This window comes from Helicobacter pylori, assembly GCF_009689985.1.
GTDB classification, from domain to species: domain Bacteria; phylum Campylobacterota; class Campylobacteria; order Campylobacterales; family Helicobacteraceae; genus Helicobacter; species Helicobacter pylori_CG.
Genome location: NZ_QBAW01000003.1, coordinates 110866 through 133655 on the forward strand (window position 1 = coordinate 110866; position 22790 = coordinate 133655).

General features: G+C 35.7%; 22 protein-coding genes and 1 pseudogene. 17 read left to right on the top strand and 6 right to left on the bottom strand.

What is annotated here, in order from left to right:
* The first annotated feature begins 22 nt into the window (after positions 1-22).
* Both murI and DBU79_RS03490 read left to right on the top strand, forming a co-directional pair.
* Positions 23-790 carry a glutamate racemase gene (gene murI / locus DBU79_RS03485; RefSeq protein WP_154411542.1) on the top strand — a complete coding sequence of 256 codons (768 nt, stop codon included), beginning with the start codon at positions 23-25 and terminating at the stop codon, positions 788-790.
* 129 nt (positions 791-919) lie between these two features.
* Positions 920-1192 (top strand): annotated as a pseudogene (locus DBU79_RS03490) (zinc ribbon domain-containing protein); the annotation flags it as partial.
* Positions 1193-1263: 71 nt separating this feature from the next.
* On the opposite strand, the gene cagA reads toward DBU79_RS03490, so the two are convergent.
* Complete coding sequence (gene cagA, locus DBU79_RS03495) at positions 1264-4782, bottom strand: type IV secretion system oncogenic effector CagA (RefSeq protein WP_154411544.1); 3519 nt, start codon at positions 4780-4782, stop codon at positions 1264-1266.
* A 255-nt stretch (positions 4783-5037) separates the two neighbouring features.
* Between cagA and cagB the strand changes: the two genes are divergently transcribed.
* The 6 genes from cagB (at position 5038) to cagG (ending at position 10658) form a co-directional block, all read left to right on the top strand.
* Positions 5038-5265, top strand: a complete 228-nt coding sequence (gene cagB, locus DBU79_RS03500) for a cag pathogenicity island protein B (protein ID WP_154411582.1) — start codon at positions 5038-5040, stop codon at positions 5263-5265.
* A 166-nt stretch (positions 5266-5431) separates the two neighbouring features.
* Positions 5432-5782: a CagC family type IV secretion system protein gene (locus DBU79_RS03505; RefSeq protein ID WP_154411545.1), complete on the top strand. Its 351-nt coding sequence runs from the start codon at positions 5432-5434 to the stop codon at positions 5780-5782.
* Between the two features lies 1 nt (position 5783).
* Positions 5784-6407 carry a cag pathogenicity island type IV secretion system protein CagD gene (cagD, locus tag DBU79_RS03510; RefSeq protein ID WP_154411546.1) on the top strand — a complete coding sequence of 208 codons (624 nt, stop codon included), beginning with the start codon at positions 5784-5786 and terminating at the stop codon, positions 6405-6407.
* Between the two features lie 8 nt (positions 6408-6415).
* Positions 6416-9367, top strand: coding sequence for a cag pathogenicity island type IV secretion system ATPase CagE (gene cagE / locus DBU79_RS03515; RefSeq protein ID WP_154411547.1), 2952 nt, complete (start codon positions 6416-6418; stop codon positions 9365-9367).
* A gap of 1 nt (position 9368) precedes the next feature.
* A complete protein-coding gene (cagF, locus tag DBU79_RS03520; RefSeq protein WP_154411548.1) occupies positions 9369-10175 on the top strand; it encodes a type IV secretion system chaperone CagF in 807 nt (268 codons plus the stop codon).
* A 54-nt stretch (positions 10176-10229) separates the two neighbouring features.
* Positions 10230-10658 (top strand): cag pathogenicity island type IV secretion system translocation protein CagG, encoded by a 429-nt coding sequence (gene cagG, locus DBU79_RS03525; RefSeq protein WP_000855888.1) that lies wholly within the window; start codon positions 10230-10232, stop codon positions 10656-10658.
* Here cagG and DBU79_RS07900 read toward each other — a convergent pair.
* Positions 10655-10855: a hypothetical protein gene (locus tag DBU79_RS07900; protein WP_229764007.1), complete on the bottom strand. Its 201-nt coding sequence runs from the start codon at positions 10853-10855 to the stop codon at positions 10655-10657. The two genes, cagG and DBU79_RS07900, sit on opposite strands and share 4 nt — an antisense overlap.
* On the opposite strand from DBU79_RS07900, the gene DBU79_RS03530 reads away from it, so the two are divergent.
* The 3 genes from DBU79_RS03530 to cagL are packed head-to-tail and all read left to right on the top strand — an operon-like array spanning position 10842 to position 13652.
* Positions 10842-11786: a sodium:calcium antiporter gene (locus DBU79_RS03530; protein ID WP_229764008.1), complete on the top strand. Its 945-nt coding sequence runs from the start codon at positions 10842-10844 to the stop codon at positions 11784-11786. The two genes, DBU79_RS07900 and DBU79_RS03530, sit on opposite strands and share 14 nt — an antisense overlap.
* Positions 11787-11796: 10 nt before the next feature.
* Positions 11797-12942 carry a cag pathogenicity island type IV secretion system translocation protein CagI gene (cagI, locus tag DBU79_RS03535; RefSeq protein ID WP_154411550.1) on the top strand — a complete coding sequence of 382 codons (1146 nt, stop codon included), beginning with the start codon at positions 11797-11799 and terminating at the stop codon, positions 12940-12942.
* Complete coding sequence (gene cagL, locus DBU79_RS03540; protein ID WP_154411551.1) at positions 12939-13652, top strand: cag pathogenicity island VirB5 family T4SS-associated adhesin CagL; 714 nt, start codon at positions 12939-12941, stop codon at positions 13650-13652. Before cagI ends, cagL begins: the two co-directional genes overlap by 4 nt.
* Before the next feature lie 79 nt (positions 13653-13731).
* On the opposite strand, the gene cagN is transcribed toward cagL, so the two are convergent.
* Positions 13732-14652: a cag pathogenicity island type IV secretion system protein CagN gene (gene cagN / locus DBU79_RS03545; protein ID WP_154411552.1), complete on the bottom strand. Its 921-nt coding sequence runs from the start codon at positions 14650-14652 to the stop codon at positions 13732-13734.
* Between the two features lie 14 nt (positions 14653-14666).
* The gene (gene cagM / locus DBU79_RS03550; RefSeq protein WP_154411553.1) at positions 14667-15797 is read right to left on the bottom strand and encodes a type IV secretion system apparatus protein CagM; all 1131 of its coding nucleotides are present in this window, start codon (positions 15795-15797) and stop codon (positions 14667-14669) included.
* A 439-nt stretch (positions 15798-16236) separates the two neighbouring features.
* Between cagM and cagP the strand changes: the two genes are divergently transcribed.
* The 4 genes from cagP to cagS all read left to right on the top strand — a co-directional run bounded on the left by cagP (position 16237) and on the right by cagS (position 18432).
* Positions 16237-16581 (top strand): cag pathogenicity island protein CagP, encoded by a 345-nt coding sequence (gene cagP, locus DBU79_RS03555; RefSeq protein WP_134890030.1) that lies wholly within the window; start codon positions 16237-16239, stop codon positions 16579-16581.
* Between the two features lie 310 nt (positions 16582-16891).
* Complete coding sequence (locus DBU79_RS07905) at positions 16892-17077, top strand: hypothetical protein (RefSeq protein WP_120904831.1); 186 nt, start codon at positions 16892-16894, stop codon at positions 17075-17077.
* Positions 17014-17394 (top strand): cag pathogenicity island type IV secretion system protein CagQ, encoded by a 381-nt coding sequence (gene cagQ / locus DBU79_RS03560; protein WP_128047786.1) that lies wholly within the window; start codon positions 17014-17016, stop codon positions 17392-17394. Before DBU79_RS07905 ends, cagQ begins: the two co-directional genes overlap by 64 nt.
* A 438-nt stretch (positions 17395-17832) precedes the next feature.
* Positions 17833-18432 carry a cag pathogenicity island protein CagS gene (gene cagS / locus DBU79_RS03565; RefSeq protein WP_154411554.1) on the top strand — a complete coding sequence of 200 codons (600 nt, stop codon included), beginning with the start codon at positions 17833-17835 and terminating at the stop codon, positions 18430-18432.
* Between the two features lie 201 nt (positions 18433-18633).
* Here cagS and cagT read toward each other — a convergent pair whose 3' ends face one another.
* Together cagT and cagU are read right to left on the bottom strand one after the other, a co-directional pair.
* A complete protein-coding gene (gene cagT, locus DBU79_RS03570; protein WP_000776460.1) occupies positions 18634-19476 on the bottom strand; it encodes a type IV secretion system apparatus protein CagT in 843 nt (280 codons plus the stop codon).
* 15 nt (positions 19477-19491) lie between these two features.
* Entirely contained in the window at positions 19492-20139 is a 648-nt protein-coding gene (cagU, locus tag DBU79_RS03575) for a cag pathogenicity island translocation protein CagU (protein ID WP_001000441.1), read from the bottom strand.
* Between the two features lie 268 nt (positions 20140-20407).
* On the opposite strand from cagU, the gene cagV reads away from it, so the two are divergent.
* On the top strand, positions 20408-21166 hold the full coding sequence (gene cagV, locus DBU79_RS03580) for a cag pathogenicity island type IV secretion system protein CagV (RefSeq protein ID WP_000900762.1): 759 nt from the start codon (positions 20408-20410) through the stop codon (positions 21164-21166).
* Between the two features lie 4 nt (positions 21167-21170).
* Entirely contained in the window at positions 21171-22778 is a 1608-nt protein-coding gene (gene cagW / locus DBU79_RS03585; RefSeq protein WP_017281238.1) for a cag pathogenicity island VirB6 family T4SS protein CagW, read from the top strand.
* Positions 22779-22790: the final 12 nt, after the last annotated feature.

Genomic DNA, 22790 nt, shown 5'->3' on the forward strand with positions numbered 1-22790 from the left:
CCCATTAAATTAAAAAAGTGTCATGAAAATAGGCGTTTTTGATAGCGGTGTGGGAGGGTTTAGCGTTTTAAAAAGCCTTTTAAAAGCGCAATTATTTGATGAAATCATCTATTATGGCGATAGCGCTAGGGTGCCTTATGGCACTAAAGACCCCACCACGATCAAGCAATTTGGCTTAGAGGCTTTGGATTTTTTCAAACCGCACAAGATTGAATTATTGATTGTGGCATGCAACACAGCGAGCGCTCTAGCCTTAGAAGAGATGCAAAAATATTCCAAAATCCCTATTGTGGGCGTGATTGAGCCAAGCATTTTAGCGATCAAACAACAAGTAAAAGATAAAAACGCCCCTATTTTAGTGCTAGGGACAAAAGCGACGATTCAATCCAACGCTTATGACAACGCCCTGAAACAACAAGGCTATTTGAATGTTTCGCATTTAGCCACTTCTCTTTTTGTGCCTTTGATTGAAGAAAATATTTTAGAGGGCGAATTGTTAGAAACTTGCATGCGTTATTATTTTGCTCCATTAGAGATCTTGCCTAAAGTGGTTATTTTAGGTTGCACGCATTTTCCCTTGATCGCTCACCAAATTGAGGGCTATTTTATGGAGCATTTTGCCCTTTCAACGCCCCCCCTACTCATCCATTCTGGCGATGCTATTGTGGAATATTTGCAGCAAAAATACGCCCTTAAGAAAAACGCATGCGCATTCCCTAAAGTAGAATTTCATGCGAGCGGCGATGTGGTTTGGCTAGAAAAACAGGCTAAAGAATGGCTCAAATTGTAACGCAAAATTTAAAGTCAAAATAACACAATTTTCCAAAAAAGGGCTATAGCTCACACTATAAGGGTATTGTGCTGATTATAAAGCGCTTTAGAGAGATCCAGAAAAGCGTTTTTATATTTGGAAAAGAATTACCTATCTACAAGTTTGCTAGACTACAAACAACAGCATAATGGCAAATTGTTAGTGAAAGTTCCCCCACAATACACTAGCAAAACTTGCTCTCATTGCGGGAGCATCAACCCCAAGCTCAAATTGAATCACAGGCAATATTTGTGCCCTGATTGTGGGTATAAAGAACACAGAGATATTAACGCTGCGAACAATATCTTGAATAAAGGGTTAAGTCTTTTTAGGGCAGGAAATGTCCTTGCAGACTTTAAAGAACAAAGCCTTTCGTGTTAGTGTTTATTAGGATATTTTAGTTAGGAATCCCCTTGTTTTAGCAAGGGGTGTTTTTAGTATTCCTCGATCCTTTAAGATTTCTGGAAACCACTTTTTGTAGTGTTTTTGACTCCATGTTCCACATTTGCTTTCATCAAGTTGTAAGATCCTGTAGAAAATGTATTGGTTAAAAATTGCACAAAGCTAGACTTAATGTCTTTTACGGCATTGTTCAACTTGGTGGAAAACTTGAACGAATCAGAATAATCTTTCATATTCTTTTGGTTGAATCCAATTTTATCATACTCTGACAAAGGAGTGCTTCCCACATTATGCGCAACTATCCTATCATTCACAAGCTTGAACCACTCAGGGTTTTTTTGCGTTAGCATACCGGTCGCTTTTTCATTGATTGTTCCATTGTGGACATTGCTATTAATGCGTGTGTGGCTGTTAGTAGCGTAATTGTCCAATTTCGCCTGCAAACCAGTAGGCACTTGTTTCGTGCTTTCAACCCATAGCTTCAAAGCATTGTTTTTTGTAGAATCTTTGAGTTCATCTATCTTTTGTTCTAGTTTGTCAAAATGACCTGTTTTAGCTTCTGAAACTGCCTGATTGAGATCGCCAATTCTACGAGTCAATTCTTGTTCCCTTGAAAGCCCTACTTTACTGAGATCATTAACTGCAGCACTTCTCCTCAAAGGGAAGCCTGCTTGATTTGCCTCATCAAAATCAATTGTAGCGTAAATGGGTTCAGGGCTAGCTGATTGCCCTGCTCCACTGAAACCGCCCACTCCTTTACCTGCTGATGCAATTTTGTTAATCCGGTCAATTTTTCTATTTATTGCTGATGTAGCTTCGTTGAGTTGGTCAATTTTTGCACTCACCTTTTTGGCAACTTGAGCGTAAATGGGCTCTTCAGGGCTAGTTGCTTGTCCTGCTTTCTTTTTATTAACTTGAGCGTAAATGGGTTCGTTGTTGTTTTTGAGTCCATTATTATTGTTATTGGAATTTCCAAATAATTTCTCGTTCAATTCTTTCCTGATGTCCGAAAAATTTTTGGTGAGCGTTGTGGCTTCTGTTTTAGACAACCCATTACCAACTAGGGTTCCATTTACACCATTTTTAACGGATTTTTGTAGATCAGAATTTTTTCCAAGATCCAATGACAAGCTTTTGAGTTCGGCTAGGGCTTGCTCTACCTTACTGAAATCGCCTGTTAATTTAGTCTCTGATACAGCCTGATTGAGATTGTCAACTTTATCCGTTATCTTTTGATTAATGATCACATCCTTAATGGAATTTTCAAGGTCGCTTTTTGCTTGTGTTACTTTGCTGAAATCCTTATTTTTGCCATTTTTGAAATCATTCAAAGCTGCATTAAGGTTTTCAATTTTTGAAATCCATTCTGGATTGATGCCTAAATCTTTCACCGAGTCTTTAAGGGCTTTTAGCGTTTCTTCTGCCTTGCTGAAATCATTATTTTTGCCATTTTTGAGTTCATCAAAAGATTTACCAAAGTCTTTCAAATTCTTGTTGATATTTTCAAGTTTATCAGACAATTCGCTCCTGACGCCTTTAAGATTCGGATCGAAAGCGGCCGCTCTTGCTTCCTTACTAGCCTCTTTATTGATCAACGCAAAAATCTTATCTTTTTGGCTGTTAGCTTGAGCTTTTGCTTCCATTCTATTTTTGTTGTCGTTTCTGCTCTCCAATTTTTTCGCTACTTCTTTCTCTAAATGCTCTCGTTTCCTTAGAGATTTTTCAAGATCTTTCTGAGCTTTTTTCACTCCATCATAATTGCCTGTGTTTTTAGCTTCAGCTACAGCTTTATTGAAGTTTGAAACTTTTCCAACCAATTCTTTGTTGCTGTTCAAAAAGTCTTTGATGAGCTTATTAGCTTCTTGTGGAGACAATCCTTTAGCCCACAATTTATCTTCTAAATCTCGCCTTATATAATTAGTGATAGCGAGATTATTTAAATTAGGCAAATTAAAGACAGCTACCTTGCTAAAATTCGCTTCCAAATGGGAAACGCCATTCGTAGTGCCCACACCCTTATCAGGACTCTTGGAGGCGTTGGTGTATTTGAAATTGGAATAATTGACAAACATCACGCCATCATATTTTAGGCTACCTTGAAGAGTGGTTTTTGTCTCCCCATCTAAAGCTTTATCTTGTTTTTTCCCATAATCTTTGAGAGTATAGCTCACTTCCCCATTACCAAACTCAGTAATTAAAGCTAAATGTTTTGGGTCTTTTTTAGAAACAAAAGCAATGTGATCACTCCCTAGGGCGTCCAAATAAGCCTTACGGTCTTTTTGGAAATTTTCAATCTCAGTTTGGAATTTTTCTTTCTCTTTCTCGCTCAAGTTGTCTAGTTTAGCATTGTTTCGTGCAAGAAATTCCATGAAATCCACTTTGTTTTGGATCTCTTCTTGACTCAACGCTTGTTTCAAACCTGTGAGTTGATCTTCTTTATAGAGATAGAAGCTAGGGTTTTTAATCCCATTTTCATTACCCGCTATGATTAACCCGCTGCCGTTATTAAGATGCGCATTAATGAGTGTGGCCACATTGTTGCCTTGTTGGTTTTTATAACCAACGGTGGCGTTCCAATCATGCCTAGCTTCAGGGCCACCATTATCCCCATACAATAATGAAACTTTTTCAGGTTCTATGTTACTATGACTCCCCATTAGCACAGAAGATAGAGCGTTATTGTGGATCAATAATTGATTGAACTTGTAATTAGGATCCTTATCAGCGACTCCCTCAACATCCAACATTTCCATATCACCAAGAGTGAATTTAAAAAAATTACCCCTTTCATCAAGCAAATCTCTAGCTTCAGGCGGTAAGCCTTGTATGTCGGTGGTGGTAGTGGCTAAATTTTGTTCAAAATCAGGCCTTGGCTCTTGATTGAGCGTTTCTTTGAGATCGGAAGATTGTTTTTTGTTAAACACAAATGATAAAAAAATATCAAGCCAATCCCCACCACTAGGCTCTGCATTTTTTTCTGCTTCTTGCCTTGCTTTCAAAGATTCATCAAACACGCCCATGAATTTTTCATCCGATCGGATTTGATTCCCTATGATAATTCCTGCAAAAGATTGTTTGGCAGACCTCAAAAACTCCGCTTTTTCCTTATCATCAGAGATAGGGGGTTGTATGATATTTTCCATGAAATTTCGGATTTGTTGGGTGTTGATTTTAGACGGATCTTTTTGAAGGGACACCCAACTCGTAAAGATTTGGTAACGCTGATCCCCAAATTTCTTAAAGCTCTCTACAGAAGAATCTACAGCAATGAGATTGTCTTTGTTGATTAAATCATTGCTCTTATTGATAAAGTCTGAAAAATATTGATTCTTTTTGGCAGGATTTTTGATCGCTTTATTGGCGTATTCTTCCCTTAGTTGCGAGATTTTCTCAAAAGCTTGCCTATTATCCCTATCATTCTTATCAACGATTGGTTTTTGATCGGGATCAAATGAAGCGACAGCGTTATCAACTTTAAGAAAAGCTACTTGAAGATTATTGATAAATCGTTGCGGAACAAAATCTGTTTGATCCGGTGTTGTTGTTTGATCGATGGTTTCATTAGTCATTGTTTCTCCTTTACCTAAAATTGGATTTGGTATCAAAGACTGCTAAAAACCACCACACGCTTGAGTGGTCAATTGATGTCTTTGAACATTCTTATTATACTACAATATTAGGCATTTTTTCATTAATCTTGTTAATATTGAAAAATTCCAGTCGTTGCAAGCGTCTAAAGGCTAGGAACGATTCACATTTTTACCCACAATTAACAAAAACTTGCTAGAATAGACAAATTTTAACAAGAAGTGTTTGTGATCCACATGGAAAATAAATCAATAGGACAGATTTTCAAAGACAGCTTCAAAAAAAGTTTCTTTAGTGGTCTATGGAGTTGCTTAAAATGGAGCCTTATTCTCACTCTGATCAGCTTGGGTTTGTTTTTACTTGTTTTTAGGTTTCAACCCGAGACAATTAAAAAATACATCAAAGATCCTAAAGATCTACAATTCTACAATGACTTGAGAAGCAAAAAAGGTTGGGACAAGTAGGTTTATTGTTTCTAAATTGTGTCAATTGTCAAACAAAAGTGTCGGTTTTTATCTCAATCAAAAAGGATACACACAAGGCCAGTTAATCTAGTGGTGCTTGCGTGAAAGTGTAAAAATATTTTTTTTTGGTATAATCACACCATTATTTCAATCTGAAAGGAAACGCATGAAATTTCTTACAAGAATCACTGACAGCTACAAGAAAGTTGTAGTAACTTTAGGGCTACTAATGGTAACAACCAATCCTTTAATGGCGTTCAACAGTCCTACAACAGGCGTTACTGAGACTAAATCTTTGGTTATTCAGATCATTTCTGTTTTAGCGATCGTAGGTGGTTGCGCTCTAGGGGTCAAAGGCATAGCAGATATTTGGAAAATCTCTGATGACATCAAAAGAGGTCAGGCAACCGTTTTTGCTTATGCGCAGCCCATAGCTATGTTAGCGGTGGCAGGCGGTATTATCTATTTGAGCACTAAGTTTGGCTTCAATATTGGCGAGAGTGGAGGAGCTAGCTAAATTGATCAACAATAATAGTAATAAAAAAATAAGAGACTTTTTTTTGAAAGTTCTCTTAAGTCTCGTTGTTTTCAGTTCGTATGGGTTGGCAAATGATGATAACCAAGCGAAAAAAGAAGCGCTAGAAAAAGAAAAAAACACTCCTAGTGGGCGCGTTTATACGAATTTAGATTTTGATAGTTTCAAGGCGACTATCAAAAATTTGCAAGACAAGAAAGTAACTTTCAAAGAAGTCAATCCCGATATTATCAAAAATGAAGTTTTTGATTTTGTGATTGTCAATAGAGTCCTTAAAAAAATAAAGGATTTGAAGCATTACGATCCAATTATTGAAAAAATCTTTGATGAAAAGGGTAAAGAAATGGGATTGAATGTGGAATTACAGATCAATCCTGAAGTGAAAGACTTTTTTACTTTTAAAAGCATCAGCACGACCAATAAACAACGCTGCTTTCTGTCATTGCGCGGAGAAACAAGAGAAATTCTGTGCGATGATAAGCTGTATAATGTTTTATTGGCCGTATTCAATTCTTATGACCCTAATGATCTTTTGAAACACATTAGCACCATAGAGTCTCTCAAAAAAATCTTTTATACGATTACATGTGAAGCGGTATATCTATAAAGAGAGGGGTGTTTGTGGCGAGCAAGCAAGCTGATGAACAAAAAAAGCTAATCATAGAGCAAGAGGTTCAAAAGCGCCAATTTCAAAAAATAGAAGAACTTAAAACAGACATGCAAAAAGGTGTCAATCCCTTTTTTAAAGTCTTGTTTGATGGGGGGAATAGGTTGTTTGGTTTCCCTGAAACTTTTATTTATTCCTCTATATTTATATTGTTTGTAACAATTGTATTATCTGTTATTCTTTTTCAAGCCTATGAACCTGTTTTGATTGTAGCGATTGTTATTGTGCTTGTAGCTCTTGGATTCAAGAAAGATTACAGGCTTTATCAAAGAATGGAGCGAGCGATGAAATTTAAAAAACCTTTTTTGTTTAAGGGCGTGAAAAACAAAGCGTTCATGAGCATTTTTTCCATGAAGCCTAGTAAAGAAATGGCTAATGACATCCACTTAAATCCAAACAGAGAAGACAGACTTGTGAGCGCTGCAAATTCTTATCTAGCGAATAACTATGAATGTTTTTTAGATGATGGGGTGATCCTTACTAACAACTATTCTCTTTTAGGCACAATCAAATTGGGGGGCATTGATTTTTTAACCACTTCCAAAAAAGATCTCATAGAGTTACACGCTTCTATTTATAGCGTTTTTAGGAATTTTGTTACCCCTGAATTCAAATTTTATTTCCACACTGTTAAAAAGAAAATCGTTATTGATGAAACCAATAGGGACTATGGTCTTATTTTTTCTAATGATTTCATGCGAGCCTATAATGAGAAGCAAAAGAGAGAAAGTTTTTATGATATTAGTTTTTTTCTGACCATAGAGCAAGATTTATTAGACACTCTCAATGAACCTGTTATGAATAAAAAGCATTTTGCAGACAATAATTTTGAAGAGTTTCAAAGGATTATTAGAGCCAAGCTTGAAAACTTCAAAGATAGGATAGAGCTCATAGAAGAGCTATTGAGTAAATACCACCCCACTAGATTAAAAGAATACACTAAAGATGGGGTTGTTTATTCCAAACAATGCGAGTTTTACAATTTTCTTGTGGGAATGAATGAGGCCCCTTTTATTTGCAACCGAAAAGACTTGTATCTCAAGGAAAAAATGCATGGTGGGGTGAAAGAAGTTTATTTTGCCAATAAGCATGGAAAAATCTTAAATGACGATTTGAGTGAAAAATATTTTAGCGCTATTGAGATTAGTGAATACGCCCCTAAATCACAGAGCGATTTGTTTGACAAGATCAACGCTCTAGACAGCGAATTTATCTTTATGCATGCTTATTCGCCTAAAAACTCACAGGTTTTAAAGGACAAACTAGCTTTCACCTCTAGAAGGATTATTATTAGTGGGGGTTCTAAAGAGCAGGGCATGACTTTAGGTTGCTTGAGCGAATTAGTGGGTAATGGTGATATTACGCTAGGCAGTTATGGTAATTCTTTAGTGCTGTTTGCTGATAGCTTTGAAAAAATGAAACAAAGCGTTAAGGAATGCGTCTCTAGTCTTAACGCTAAAGGTTTTTTAGCCAACGCAGCGACTTTCTCTATGGAAAATTACTTTTTTGCCAAACATTGCTCTTTTATCACGCTTCCTTTTATTTTTGATGTAACTTCTAATAATTTTGCTGACTTTATCGCTATGAGGGCTATGAGTTTTGATGGCAATCAAGAGAATAACGCTTGGGGTAATAGCGTCATGACGCTAAAAAGCGAGATCAATTCGCCTTTTTATCTGAACTTCCACATGCCTACTGATTTTGGTTCAGCTTCAGCAGGACACACTTTGATACTTGGCTCAACCGGTTCAGGTAAGACGGTGTTTATGTCAATGACCTTGAACGCTATGGGACAATTTGCTTACAATTTTCCTGCTAATGTCAGCAAAGACAGACAAAAGCTCACTATGGTCTATATGGATAAAGATTATGGCGCTTATGGAAACATTGTTGCAATGGGTGGGGAGTATGTCAAGATTGAGCTAGGGACAGATACAGGATTAAATCCTTTTGCTTGGGCGGCTTGTGTGCAAAAATCCAATGCAACAATGGAGCAAAAACAAACAGCTATTTCTGTTGTCAAAGAGCTTGTGAAAAACTTAGCCACCAAAAGCGATGAAAAAGATGAAAATGGCAACAGCACCACTTTTAGCCTAGCTGATTCTAATACGCTTGCAGCGGCAGTAACCAACCTTATCACGGGAGATATGAACCTAGATTATCCCATCACCCAACTGATTAATGCTTTCGGAAAAGACCACAATGATCCTAATGGGCTTGTCGCGCGATTAGCGCCTTTTTGCAAATCAACCAATGGTGAATTTCAATGGCTTTTTGATAATCAAGCAACCGATCGCTTAGATTTTTCAAAAACGATTATTGGCGTTGATGGGTCAAGTTTCCTAGACAATAATGATGTTTCGCCCTTTATTTGTTTTTACCTTTTCGCTCGTATTCAAGAGGCAATGGATGGGCGTAGATTTGTCTTAGATATTGATGAAGCTTGGAAATATTTAGGCGATCCAAAGGTCGCTTATTTTGTAAGAGACATGCTAAAAACTGCAAGGAAAAGAAACGCTATTGTTAGACTTGCGACTCAAAGCATCACTGATCTTTTGGCTTGCCCTATTGCTGATACTATTAGAGAACAATGCCCTACAAAGATTTTTTTGAGAAACGATGGGGGAAATCTTTCTGATTACCAAAGATTAGCCAATGTTACAGAAAAAGAATTTGAAATCATCACTAAGGGGTTAGATAGGAAAATTCTCTACAAACAAGATGGAAGCCCTAGCGTTATCGCTAGTTTTAATTTGAGAGGCATTCCTAAAGAATATTTGAAAATTTTATCCACAGATACTGTATTTGTCAAAGAAATTGACAAGATTATCCAAAACCATAGTATCATAGATAAATATCAGGCCTTGAGGCAAATGTATCAACAAATAAAGGAGTATTAAAATGAAACAAAGTTTGCGCGAACAAAAATTATTGAAAATTTTAGAAAATGATGTCTTGACGATTTTGGATAGTTTTTCTAATTACCTTTTTGAACTGAGAGAAGAATTGGACTTCATAGAAGAAGAAATGGAGGGTGAAATCACCGAACAGAACCTTACCGCTCTTTATGATTTTTCTAATTTCTTAGAAGACCATGTCAATGTGTTTTATGAGGATGTTTTGAATATAGATGATATCAAAACAGAACACCTTTATTCAGGTCTCATAGACAGTCTTAACGCTAATCTTCACTTTGTCAAGTCATTTCTCAATAATCAGGATTTAGACTTCCGCTTTTTTAAAGAAATAAACGATGGGCAAGATCCCCAAAAAACATTATCAAGATTAATTCCTCTTCAAAGTGGGAAAAATGATGCAAGCTCGTTTAAAGCCAATAATTCTTTTGTCTCATTAGTTTATGTTTATACTTTCTTCATGCTAGAAACTATCATGCAGTCGTATAGGATTCTCAGATTACTAGAAAAACCTATCAATAACAACATAAGCGAGGACATGCAGAGCGATATAGAGAATTTTTTTGTTCAAGCCAATTTTTTAGAATACTATGTTCAGAACAAAATATACCCAACAAATCATGCCTATGACTTCACGCATTTAATCATGGACTCCATTGTTCCTAATTGGATTCAAATTGATATGAGCGTTGAAGCTAAAAAGAAAGAGCTTTTTGAAAAATATTTTCAAAACATTGATGAAGTAACAAACAAAATGCTCGATCAAGAAAATCAAAACAAAAACAGCGATTGAGTGGTGTTAATGCGCTAGAATAATGCTAAAAATAAGAATAAAGGAGTTAAAAGTATGAAAACGAATTTTTATAAAATTAAATTACTATTTGCTTGGTGTCTTATCATTGGCATGTTTAACGCTCCGCTTAACGCTGACCAAAACACTGATATAAAGGATATTAGTCCTGAAGATATGGCACTAAATAGCGTGGGGCTTGTTTCTAGAGATCAGCTAAAAATAGAGATCCCTAAAGAAACCCTAGAGCAAAAAGTGGCCATACTCAATGACTATAATGATAAAAATGTTAATATCAAGTTTGACGACATAAGTTTAGGGAGTTTTCAACCTAATGATAATCTAGGCATCAATGCGATGTGGGGCATTCAAAATCTTCTCATGAGCCAAATGATGAGCAATTACGGTCCAAACAATTCTTTCATGTATGGCTATGCGCCAACATACTCAGATTCATCGTTTTTACCACCGATCTTAGGGTATTAACTAGGGGGTATTAACATGGCAGGCACACAAGCTATATATGAATCATCTTCTGCAGGATTCTTATCGGAAGTCTCCTCAATCATCTCAAGCACAAGTGGTGTCGCAGGGCCCTTTGCAGGAATAGTAGCGGGTGCTATGACAGCAGCGATTATTCCTATTATTGTGGGATTTACTAATCCGCAAATGACCGCTATCATGACCCAATACAATCAAAGCATCGCTGAAGCCGTAAGCGTGCCTATGAAAGCCGCTAACCAACAATACAACCAATTGTATCAAGGTTTTAACGATCAAAGCATGGCTGTGGGGAACAATATCTTAAATATCAGCAAATTAACAGGGGAATTTAACGCGCAAGGCAACACGCAAGGCGTGCAAATTGGTGCTGTTAATAGTCAGATTGCGAGCATTTTAGCGAGTAACACTACCCCTAAAAATCCTAGCGCTATTGAAGCTTATGCGACGAATCAAATCGCTGTTCCCAGCGTGCCAACAACGGTTGAAATGATGAGCGGTATATTAGGCAATATTACAAGCGCAGCACCAAAATACGCCCTAGCTCTACAAGAGCAACTGCGTTCTCAAGCAAGCAACAGCTCAATGAATGACACAGCCGATTCCCTTGATAGCTGTACCGCTTTGGGTGCACTTGTTGGCTCATCAAAAGTGTTTTTTAGTTGCATGCAAATTTCTATGACGCCCATGAGTGTCTCTATGCCCACTGTTTATGCCAAATACCAAGCGTTAGTCACTAATGCCCTAACTTCAGGCACTAATCCTATGACCACCCCTGCATGCCCTATTGGGGACAAAGTTCTTGCCGTTTATTGCTATGCTGAAAAAGTAGCAGAAATTTTGAGAGAATACTATATAGAATTTGTGAAAAACAATACCAATTTGTTGCAGAACGCTTCTCAAATGATACTCGGTCAATCAGGATTAGCTACTAGCACCTATGACACTCAAGCGATTTCTAACATAAGTTCGCTATATAATTACAATATAGTAGCGAATAAATCTTTTTTGAAATCGCATTTGACTTACCTTGATTACATCAAAGACAAGCTTAAGGGGCAAAAAGATAGCTACTTAACAGAAAGGGTGCAAACTAAAATAATCGTGAAGTGAGGAAAGAGATGTGAAATGTTTTTTAAGCATATTTTCTTTCTTAACTTTTTGTGGTTTGTTTCTGAATGGTGCAGGGGCAGTAATAACGCTTGAATCTGCCTTAAAAGCCATTCAGGCGGACGCACAAGCCAAACAAAAAACCGCTCAAGCTGAATTAAAAGCCATAGAAGCTCAATCTAGTGCCAAAGAAAAAGCCATTCAAGCGCAAATAGAGGGAGAATTGAGAACCCAGCTTGCAACTATAAGCGCTATGTTAAAAGGGGCTAATGGCGTTATTAATGGTGTCAATGGCATGACAGGGGGGTTTTTTGCAGGTTCAGACATCTTGCTTGGCGTCATGGAAGGGTATTCAAGCGCGCTTAGCGCATTGGGGGGGAATGTTAAAATAATCGTGGAAAAACAAAAAATTAACACCCAAACAGAAATCCAAAACATGCAAATCGCGCTCCAAAAAAATAACGAAATAATCAAGCTCAAAATGAACCAGCAAAACGCTCTCTTAGAAGCGTTAAAAAACAGCTTTGAACCGAGCGTTACTCTAAAAACACAAATGGAAATGCTTTCTCAAGCTCTAGGAAGTTCTTCTGATAACGCTAAATACATCGCTTACAATACGATTGGCATCAAGGCGTTTGAAGAAACCTTAGAAGGTTTTGAAACATGGTTGAAAGAGGCTATGAAAAAAGCGACCCTTATTGACTACAATTCCCTAACAGGTCAGGCTTTGTTTCAAAGCGCCATCTATGCGCCTGCTCTTAGTTTTTTTTCAAGCATGGGCACACCATTTGGAATCATTGAAACATTCACTCTAGCACCCACAAAATGCCCCTATCTTGATGGGCTAAAAATTTCAGCATGCCTTATGGAACAGGTTATTCAAAATTACAGAATGATTGTAGCCCTTATTCAAAATAAACTGAGTGATGCAGATTTTCAAAATATCGCTTATTTGAATGGGATCAATGGAGAAATCAAAACCTTAAAAGGATCAGTAGATTTGAACGCGCTCATAGAAGCTGCTATCTTAAACGCAGAAAATCATTTAAACTATATAGAGAATCTTGAAAAAAAAGCCGACCTTTGGGAAGAACAACTGAAATTAGAGAGAGAAACGACAGCAAGAAACATTGCTGGCTCTAAAGTTATTGTCAAATGAAAACACTCGTGAAAAATACCATATCTTCTTTTTTGCTCTTGTCTGTTTTGATGGCAGAAGATATAACAAGCGGCTTAAAGCAACTGGATAGCACCTACCAAGAGACCAACCAACAAGTGCTCAAAAACTTAGATGAAATTTTTTCAACCACTAGCCCTAGCGCTAATGATACAATAGGTAAAGAAGATGCTCTAAACATCAAAAAAGCGGCCATTGCTTTGAGGGGAGATTTAGCGTTATTGAAAGCCAATTTTGAAGCTAATGAGTTATTTTTCATCTCAGAAGATGTGATTTTCAAGACTTATATGTCTAGCCCTGAACTTTTATTAACCTATATGAAAATCAATCCCTTAGATCAAAAGACTGCTGAGCAGCAATGCGGAATATCCGATAAAGTTTTAGTTCTTTATTGTGAGGGGAAGCTGAAAATCGAGCAAGAAAAACAAAATATAAGAGAGCGTTTAGAAACTTCTCTAAAGGCGTATCAGAGCAACATTGGAGGTACAGCTTCCTTAATCACTGCTTCACAGACGCTTGTAGAAAGCCTAAAGAATAAAAATTTCATTAAAGGAATCAGAAAGCTCATGTTAGCTCACGACAAGGTCTTTTTAAATTATTTAGAGAAGTTGGACGCATTAGAAATATCCCTAGAACAAAGCAAGCGGCAATACCTACAAGAAAGGCAATCAAGTAAGGTTATTGTTAAATGATTTTTCTGAGACAACAAGCTATGATTTCTAACCTTTGGGATTTGTTTCTCTAGGTTTTTTGAGCTAATAATTTTGATCGCTATTTTTTTCCATGAGCGATGCTTTGTTCTATTTGATTAATGACGCTATTGGGCAGTTCAGATTTAGAACGATTGTTTGAGAATGCTGCATCTTTTGCTTCATTTTCTTTTGTGTCAGTAGCTCCAAACTCACTTGCATTTGTAGTATCTTGGTGGTTGTTTTCTTGCTCCATTTCTTTTTTTCTCTTCTCACAAATAGCGCACGAAGCTATAAGAAAGGCTCTATTGTTGCTGTTATTAAGAGCGAGTTTTAAACCACTCAAGTGTTGTCTAGAAAACTTGTTATTTTCTGTCTCTATTTCTTGAATTTTTTCTAATAAGGGGGCAAGAATTTTTTGATCCTTGATGCCTTTGATCAAACACTTTCTTAACCCATCGTAATCGTTGCTTGAAATAATACACTCATTGATAATGATTTCAATTTCAGGTGTTCTTTGCTCATTAGGCACAAGCGGAGCAGCAGGTTTCACAAAAGCTTCATTCACCTTATTGATCATCTCATCAAAGTTATCATCTTTATTGGGTTTGGTTTCAGTGGAAGAATTGCTATTAGGGTTGTCATTCAAAGGGTTAGCGTTAGTTTCGTTTAATTCTTGTAGTCCTTTGTGTTTAGCCGCTTTTTTTTGAATAGAAGAGTTGTTCTTTTTTTCAAACGCTTCAATATTCTTTTGAATTTGCTCTGCTCTCGCCCTATCATTCCGTAATTTTTCTCTCAAAGCGTTAGTGGCAAATTCTTTTTCCTCTTTTGTAATTTCTTTGTCGTCATGTCTTTGATAGAGTGTTGTGATTTTTTTAAAGCCTAAAGCCACCAATTTTTTGTATTCACTCGGTAACAATGCTGTATTGATAGCGTTTAAGCCCCCATAAACAACTAAAGAATAAAGAGCGACAGAACCTAATTTTTTGAAGATACTTTTCAAGAGCGTCTCCTTTCTTATTCAAAGGGGTTATTCTTGGCAACATTGTTTCGGTATGCAGAAACCACTGTTTTGAAGAAATTAAATATCTTGTAGTGTTCTTTTTGCATAGTTGTTTTGTCGCTCATCATAGGATCGCTATCTACGAAGATATTGTATTCATTAGTCTTTTTTAATATAGATTTTTTGGATTGGGTATCAAAATTGAAGCTGTCTAAAACCAACAAACACAATTTTTGTTTTTGTGCGAAACTCAATTTTTGATTGGTGAAGTTTTTAGTCAGAGTATTCAATTCCACATCATCTTTGACATTTTTCAACAAGTTAGAAAAAGCCTCATAGCCCCTTAAGTATTTCTCATTAATTTTATCAATCGCCATGCTAAACGCCAAGCGTTCCGAGTTAAAAATAAGCGTGTTAGTAGCTTTTTGAGCAATATCTTTTGCTTTGGAGTCAAATTTGTTTCTTTCAAGCTGCAAGTAATAATCTATATTATCCAATTCTTTTCTACTCAACAGATTAGAAATGTTATTGGAATATTCTTCAATCGCTTGCTTGTAAGATAAAGCTAATCGGCTCGCTTTTTTATTTTGTTCTTCATCTAAAGAAAACACACCCATTTGAAGCAAAGCCTGAGCCTTATCTTTAGTGGTAGCGGTAGTTTTTTTAAAAATACTGCTCGTTTTCACCTGAGGGTAGTAATAACTCAAACGCTCCTTATCCTCTTGCGTGAATGTTTCTTGGTTTAAAACATAGGCATAAGGGTTAGGAAGAAGTTTCTTATAGAGAGGGTTATCTTTTAAGGCTTGCTCTAGATCACCATAAGCCTTTGACTTAGCAGTAAGGATTTTACCTCTTGTCTCTTTCTCTAGAGCCTCTTTTTCTTTTTTGTATTTGTTTTCTAAGTCTAAAAGGACTTTAGCTCTATGATCCATAAGCTCTTTGATTTTTTGTTTTCTAAAAACCAAGTCTTCTAAGAAATCATGCGTATTGCTTAAGAGCTTCTTTTTAGCCTTGAGAGCGTCTTCTTTTGCAGCCACTTCTTCTTGTTCTTTTTTTATCTCGTTGAAAAATGAACCAAACTGCTCCACATTAGCCGACAAAACTCCAAACGCAACCAACGAGCCAAAAACGATTTTTGCAAGCATCTTATAGTTTTTGTAACCTTAAATTTTCAAAAAATATCAATATATTATATTCTACCACAATTTCCACAAAACTATAGATTAAAATTTTTCCATGTCAAAAAGGTAAGTAAAATCTAGGTCTTATAGTGTTATGTTTTGCTTGTTCATATGTGGCTTGTTGGTATTTTTTAAGTTTCTCTTAAGGTTATTTTTATACAATGGACTTGTGTTTTTTGGATAGAAACTCCCTTATTCCTTGATAGGTGTTTTCTATTCTTTGTTTGACATTAAATAAACAAATCATTGGTTTGTGTTATATCACATGTTAGTATCAGCATAGTAGGGTATTCTTTGGGATTTTGAGCTAGATTAAGGTGGTTTTGTAAAATACTTATTATTTCCTATGCTCCTTTGCTCCTTTATAGGTTCACCGCCTTGAACTAGTTCTTTCAAAACCAAAATGAAACGACCGATTAGCAAATTAAAACAAAACTTTTTACAATTCAAACATTCTTTCAACAAACATTTAGATAAATACAGCCTTTATTATAGGCTGTTCAATATCAGCTCTATCGTTATAGGTTTTTTAATAGCACTTTTTTCTTATGGGGCAGGGGTGATTTTAGTTTATCCAATATTATTCTTGTTTGCTCTTATAGTAAAGCCTAGCTTTTTTTATTACACTACTTATCTTTTGTTACTCGTTTCTCTCAGTATAATAAGCAAATACTATCTCTTAAGCCACGCAAATTTCACAATGAAGCTAATCATACTTATGACTCAATGGCAAAATTGGTTCTTATGATTCGTCCAAAAATTTCTCAAGACTTGATTTAGAGAAATTTTTTTATTTCTAAACATTAGCATAAAACCTTACTGGCTAAAAACTAAAATCTTTTTAAGTGCATACCCAAAGCTAGCTTATTTGAAAAAACCAATCTATTTTTGGTATTCAAATCCTAAAACCCCATGATTTTAAATTTAAGTGAGCGTTTTTTAAAAATAATTCTGCATCTAGTGTGTTAGTAATTTGTTTTTGATATGGTGGTGGTTTTCCAAATTAATATTGAGAAAAATTTGCTATAATTAGGAGATAAAAACAAAAAGGATATGGCTTGTTTGGTGGCAAAATATTTGATTTGTTTGCGATTGGTGGTTACTTATCGCTTGATTTCATGAGTAATCTTACCAATAGATTCAAGAATTTTCTTAGTAGCTTTAGGCATGCTATTGTGAAATGCTTCCTACTAAAACACGCATTAGAGATCCGAACAAGCAAGAACTTACACAACCAAAAATAAAAGGACTGATCATGGGAAAAATTTTAGCTTCTTTGTTGGGTGGCGGAACAAATCTTTTTACAGGTTTATCCAGTGATTTGTTTTCTATGATATTAAATTTTTTGTTCTTTCTGATGTTAATGATGGGACTTAATGAAGTATTAGGGAAAAAATTTAACTTGCCTATGGACAATATCAAGAGTTTTATGGCAGAAGTGCTGAAGAATGGATTCGATAGTATCAAAAACATGGGATCTGCTTTGGTTGGTAATGGTTTTGGTAGTAGCAAATCAGACAAATCCACTAATAAAATGAGTGTCCCACAAGTAAGACTCTAGTTGTGTATTAACTATCTAAAGATGAAATTTTTTCATCTTTCATGCAGAGCTTTGTTTGATCAACAAGGCAATAGATTACTGGCTGAACATTATGACTTTATTACTTAAGACTCCTTTTTGAAAATGAGTTATCTTAACTCTTTATTTTAGTTGTAACGCATTTTTACAACCGATCTTGCTTTTTAAAAATAATTATAATATTAAAACTTTTTAAATCGGTTTTTAGGGCTATTTGTGAAAGTGTTTTTGTAGGTTTTGAAAAATAGATATAAGAGTGATTGAAACAATATTTTATGGTTAAAAAAATAGTTTTTTGCTCTTTGAATTATGACCGCTCTGAAATTTTCACACAACAGATATTGTATAATTTCAATATAAACTTTTACGATCTGAACAATCTAAAGAGAAACCAAATCCATTGAAAGGATCAAGAGCGATATGAGTAATAACATGCGAAAACTCTTCTCAATGATTGCCAACTCAAAAGATAAGAAAGAAAAACTCATTGAGAGCTTGCAGGAGAACGAACTTTTAAACACTGATGAAAAAAAGAAAATCATAGCTCAAATAAAAACCATGCATGATTTTTTCAAACAGATGCATACAAACAAGGGAGCGTTAGATAAGGTTCTAAGAAATTACATGAAAGATTATCGTGCTGTTATCAAAAGCATTGGTGTTGATAAGTTTAAAAAGGTTTATCGATTGCTTGAGAGTGAGACTATGGAGCTGTTGCATGCGATTGCAGAGAATCCTAATTTCTTATTCTCTAAATTTGATCGATCAATTCTTGGAATATTTCTGCCTTTCTTCAGTAAGCCCATCATGTTCAAGATGAGTATTAGAGAAATGGACTCGCAAATAGAATTGTATGGCACTAAACTCCCACTATTGAAATTGTTTGTGATGACAGATGAAGAAGTGAATTTCTATGCTAATCTAAAAACCATTGAACAATATAACGACTATGTTAGGGATTTGCTGATAAAATTTGATCTTGAAAAATACATGAAAGAAAAAGGAGTGCAAAATGCTTGATGTGGAAAACGAACAAAAAATCTCGGTGTAACTAACAAACTTCAGTTTGAAAAATATTTGTCTTAGGCGGAGACAGAATTAAAAAATGATGAGTGCTTTAAAAAGATTACCTACTTGATCGCCTTACCTATCAAGTAAGGCTAACGCCTATTGGCGTTGCTCTTTACCCTTAGAAAAATCTACTCTCTCCCTTTCTTCCAATCACTTACCACTGAGCAAACTTCTGATTTGATTGCGCAAGTATTCATTCTCTCTTTCTTCTTGTAGCTTCTCCCTAACTTCTTCTTCTTTGGCTTGCATGTTCAAGTTGCCATTCTTAAAAATCTCAGAACTAATCACATTCTGCCTCATTTGATAACCTGCACGATTACTCAATGTTTCTAAAATTTCTCGTTGGTTATTTTTCCTAGTGGTATATTCTTGTTCCTTATCTTGTAAGAGCGTTTTGTAATACTGATTGATTTTTTCTAGCTGAGCTTTTTCTCTTGCCACTTCATTGATCACTTGCTTGTTGTTTGCTCCACTCACATCATAGCCATGTAAGTTTTTTGTGTTAGCTCCTAGCATTGGCTGACTTCCCTGCAACACATCAAAGGTCTGTGGTTGTTCTTTGTTGTTAGGATTATCATTGTAGTTACTCGCTATCATCACCACACCTTTTTGATTCAAAGTAGGCTGCAAGTAAAAATCAATGTCAGATCTTGCTCCATTAGCTTGGAAGTAATTCTTGTATTGAAGTATCTTATTGGCATCGCCTATGAGCGTAATCTTTTTAGAATGATGAACAAGTTTGAAAGTTAATACAACTTGTTTATTATCCAACAAATAGTCCTTGTAATTTGGCAACTTCACTTGCACCATGAATGGTGTGTCTTTGAGTTTGTCATTTAAGGGTATCTCACTATACTTCTCTATCAGTTCATTATACACAGGCGTATAAACATGGTTCTTTTGTTTCACCACTTTTTTCGCATAATTACTGCATGCGCTTAAGATTAAGCACAGAATTGTCGCACCGATTAAAACACTTGCTCTCAGTTTCATTGTCGTTTCTCCTTATTATTCTTGTTTCTTTGAAGTGAAAAGACCATTGATAAAATTTTTTATACCAATAACCTTAATAACTTTATAAATCAAATAGCCCATACCTATGAAGCAAATGTTTTTCAAAACAAAGAGCACCTTGTCGTTAGTGCTACCAATTCCTAATATATATAGTTCATAAATAGATCTAATTGTTTCTAATCCAAAAAACAAAACCGCACCTGCACCAAAGGCATAGTAAAAATACTGAAGTTTTAGTTTTGTTTTTAGACTTTCCACCAAATCCATGTTTTTGCTAGTTCTTAAAAATACAAAATAGATTGCAAACAGAACAAATATCCCACCCATACATAATCCTAACAGATGCTCTAGTCCCCCTATATATCCCAAGAATGAATGAGCGTATGCTTCCATTATTCTCTGTTTGGCTTGCCCTATCTGCATCAGAAGTTCATACCTTTTTTCTTGCGGTAGCTTTTCTATTTCTATTAGGATATTTTTCAACTCTTCTTGATTCTTTAGAGCTTCGTGAAATCTTTGCTCCCCTAAACTCCCTTTGGGATATAACGAGTCTAGCAAATTTAAAAGATCATTGCTCTGTGAGTTGCTAGGTGATGGGGCGTTTAGCGGATTGGATCCATGATGCTCTGTTGTATCGTTCATGAAACTCCTTTCAAGAATTAAATTGAGAAATTGTTTTCTTATTATACCATTCTCTCTCTGAGTTGTGATTGTCTTACCTCTTTGAATTAGACGCTTCTAAAATTTCATTACTGGGTTAGCTTACTCATTGCTCTTACCTTAAATTAAATACATATTTTTACAGAAATTTTGCTATACTACAATTTAAGGTATTTTAAGGGGTTCTTAATGAAAAAATTTCTCAAGTTCTACAACCAACAAACCAATAACTAAACCATAAAGCTGTCGCATGTTAGGGAAAAAAAACGAGGAAGTCTTGATTGATGAAAATTTAGTTGGGGGTGTGATAGCTCTTGATAGATTGGCAAAACTCAATAAAGCCAATAGGACTTTCAAAAGGGCTTTTTATCTCTCTATGGCACTCAATATCGCCGCTGTAGCGAGTATTGTGATGATGATGCCTTTGAAGAAAACAGATATATTTGTTTATGGCATTGATCGATACACAGGAGAATTTAAAATTGTCAAACGCTCCGATGCTAGGCAAATTGTCAATTCTGAAGCTGTTGTGGATAGCGCAACTTCAAAATTTGTCTCATTGCTGTTTGGTTATAGCAAAAATTCTTTGAGGGATCGCAAGGATCAACTAATGCAGTATTGCGATGTGAGTTTCCAAACCCAAGCAATGAGAATGTTCAATGAAAATATCAGACAATTCGTAGATAAAGTCCGAGCAGAAGCTATCATTAGCTCTAACATACAAAGAGAAAAAGTCAAAAATAGTCCCTTAACGAGATTAACATTTTTCATTACCATCAAAATCACACCTGATACAATGGAAAATTATGAATATATTACTAAAAAACAAGTAACTATTTATTATGATTTTGCTAGAGGTAACTCTTCTCAAGAAAATCTTATCATCAATCCTTTTGGCTTCAAAGTGTTTGACATTCAAATCACAGATTTACAAAACGAACAGACGGTAAGCGAAATTTTGAGAAAGATTAAAGAAGTGGAATCAAAAAATAAGGCACTAGCGAAATAAGAGCATGTTTAATATTAAAAGGACTTTTTTAATAACGATCATGAGTTTTTTTCTCATTGTTCCTAATTGGTTGAAAGCTATTGATTTGCCCATTGTTTCAAATCTCAAAATTTACCAAACAGTTTATTGCATGCTGATACCGAGTTATGTTTTAACCAACAAAAGTTTTGCAGATATTTTGACAGGTTATACATCTATTGGTGCATCAGGAAGTGGAAAGAGTTCAGGGCAGGGTGTGATCGAAGCGCTTAGCACACCATTAGCCACAAGTTTAGCCGCTAGCAATCTGGTGAAATATTTGAATACTTTAGGTCCTTTATGGGGATCGGCGTGGGCAAGTGTTGCTACAGCTATACAAGGTTTTGCTCTAACGCCATCAAGTGGCTGTAACTTTGGTTGGAATGCATTGATAAATAAAAACATAGATGTATCCATGGATAGTATGCTAGACAATTTGAGCAACAAGATTCGGAATTTTACCAAAGGCGGTATTGAGGACAATGTGAAAGGCAATGTTCTTTTACAAATAATTAGCTCAATAACCGCTCAAGCTTCTACGAATATTACAGCTGATGGTTTAATTTGGCTGATTGGTAAAGAATTCACTGCAAATAAACTGCAAAACAACGCTACAGCCATGCTTGCTTTTGCCGCACTGGAATCTGTTGTCAAAGGAGCGGATGCTGCTGTTCTTCCTGCATATGGTGTAGTCAATTTGCCTGATATTATCATAGGGCAAGGGTCATATCTTGATTTTGTTTCTTACCTAATTTATATTGTTTTTGGGATTTTTGTTTTTATTTCTTTTATGAAATTGAGAGATATTTCAAATGGCATTCAGATTAACATAGGTTTTGAATACATGCGATTTGTTGGGGGGACATTATTCAAAATGGCGATGGTTTCTTTTATCGCCTATGCAGGTTTTGGTTATCTTTATAAAATCTCTTATTCCATTTATTTTGGTTTAGCAGGCGCTTTTGGGTTGAATCAAGTTCTTTTTTGGGCTTTAGATTTAGTGCTGAATTACACTGTTAATTCAATTTTACCTGCGGTAAGGGCTGTTTTTTCTAATGTTGGCAACAACGCTCCTAGTTTGTTACAAGGCTTGCAAGTGGCAGGTATTTCTTTATTCGCTATTTTTATGCAAGTAACTATCATTATGAGAATAAGCACTGTTGTTGTGAAACCTTTGATAGCGGGGGCTTTTAGCGGTATTGTGTTCCCTATTGCGGTATGTTTGATCGTGCTAGATTGGTTCAAAGATTCTATGAAAAACATATTGATATGGTTTATTAATAATTTGTTTATCTTGGTTCTAGCTATTCCTATTTTGCTCTTTGGTGTTTTGGCATTATTGGCATTCAATTTGACCATAACGCCCTCTGTTGCTATACAAAACATCAATCAAGGGGGATTGGGTATCGATTCAACTATTGCGAGTTTGATCACTTTATTTATTTTAAAAGGTTTCATAGAGACGATTATTGAGAGTGTCAATGCGATCGTTAATACCATTTTCAGCTCTGTATCTATGGATGGTAGCAGAATGGATAGAGAAAGAGATGCCTTAATGGTGGGAAGAGTTGGTGGATCTATGTTTAAAGGATAAGCCACTTTATTC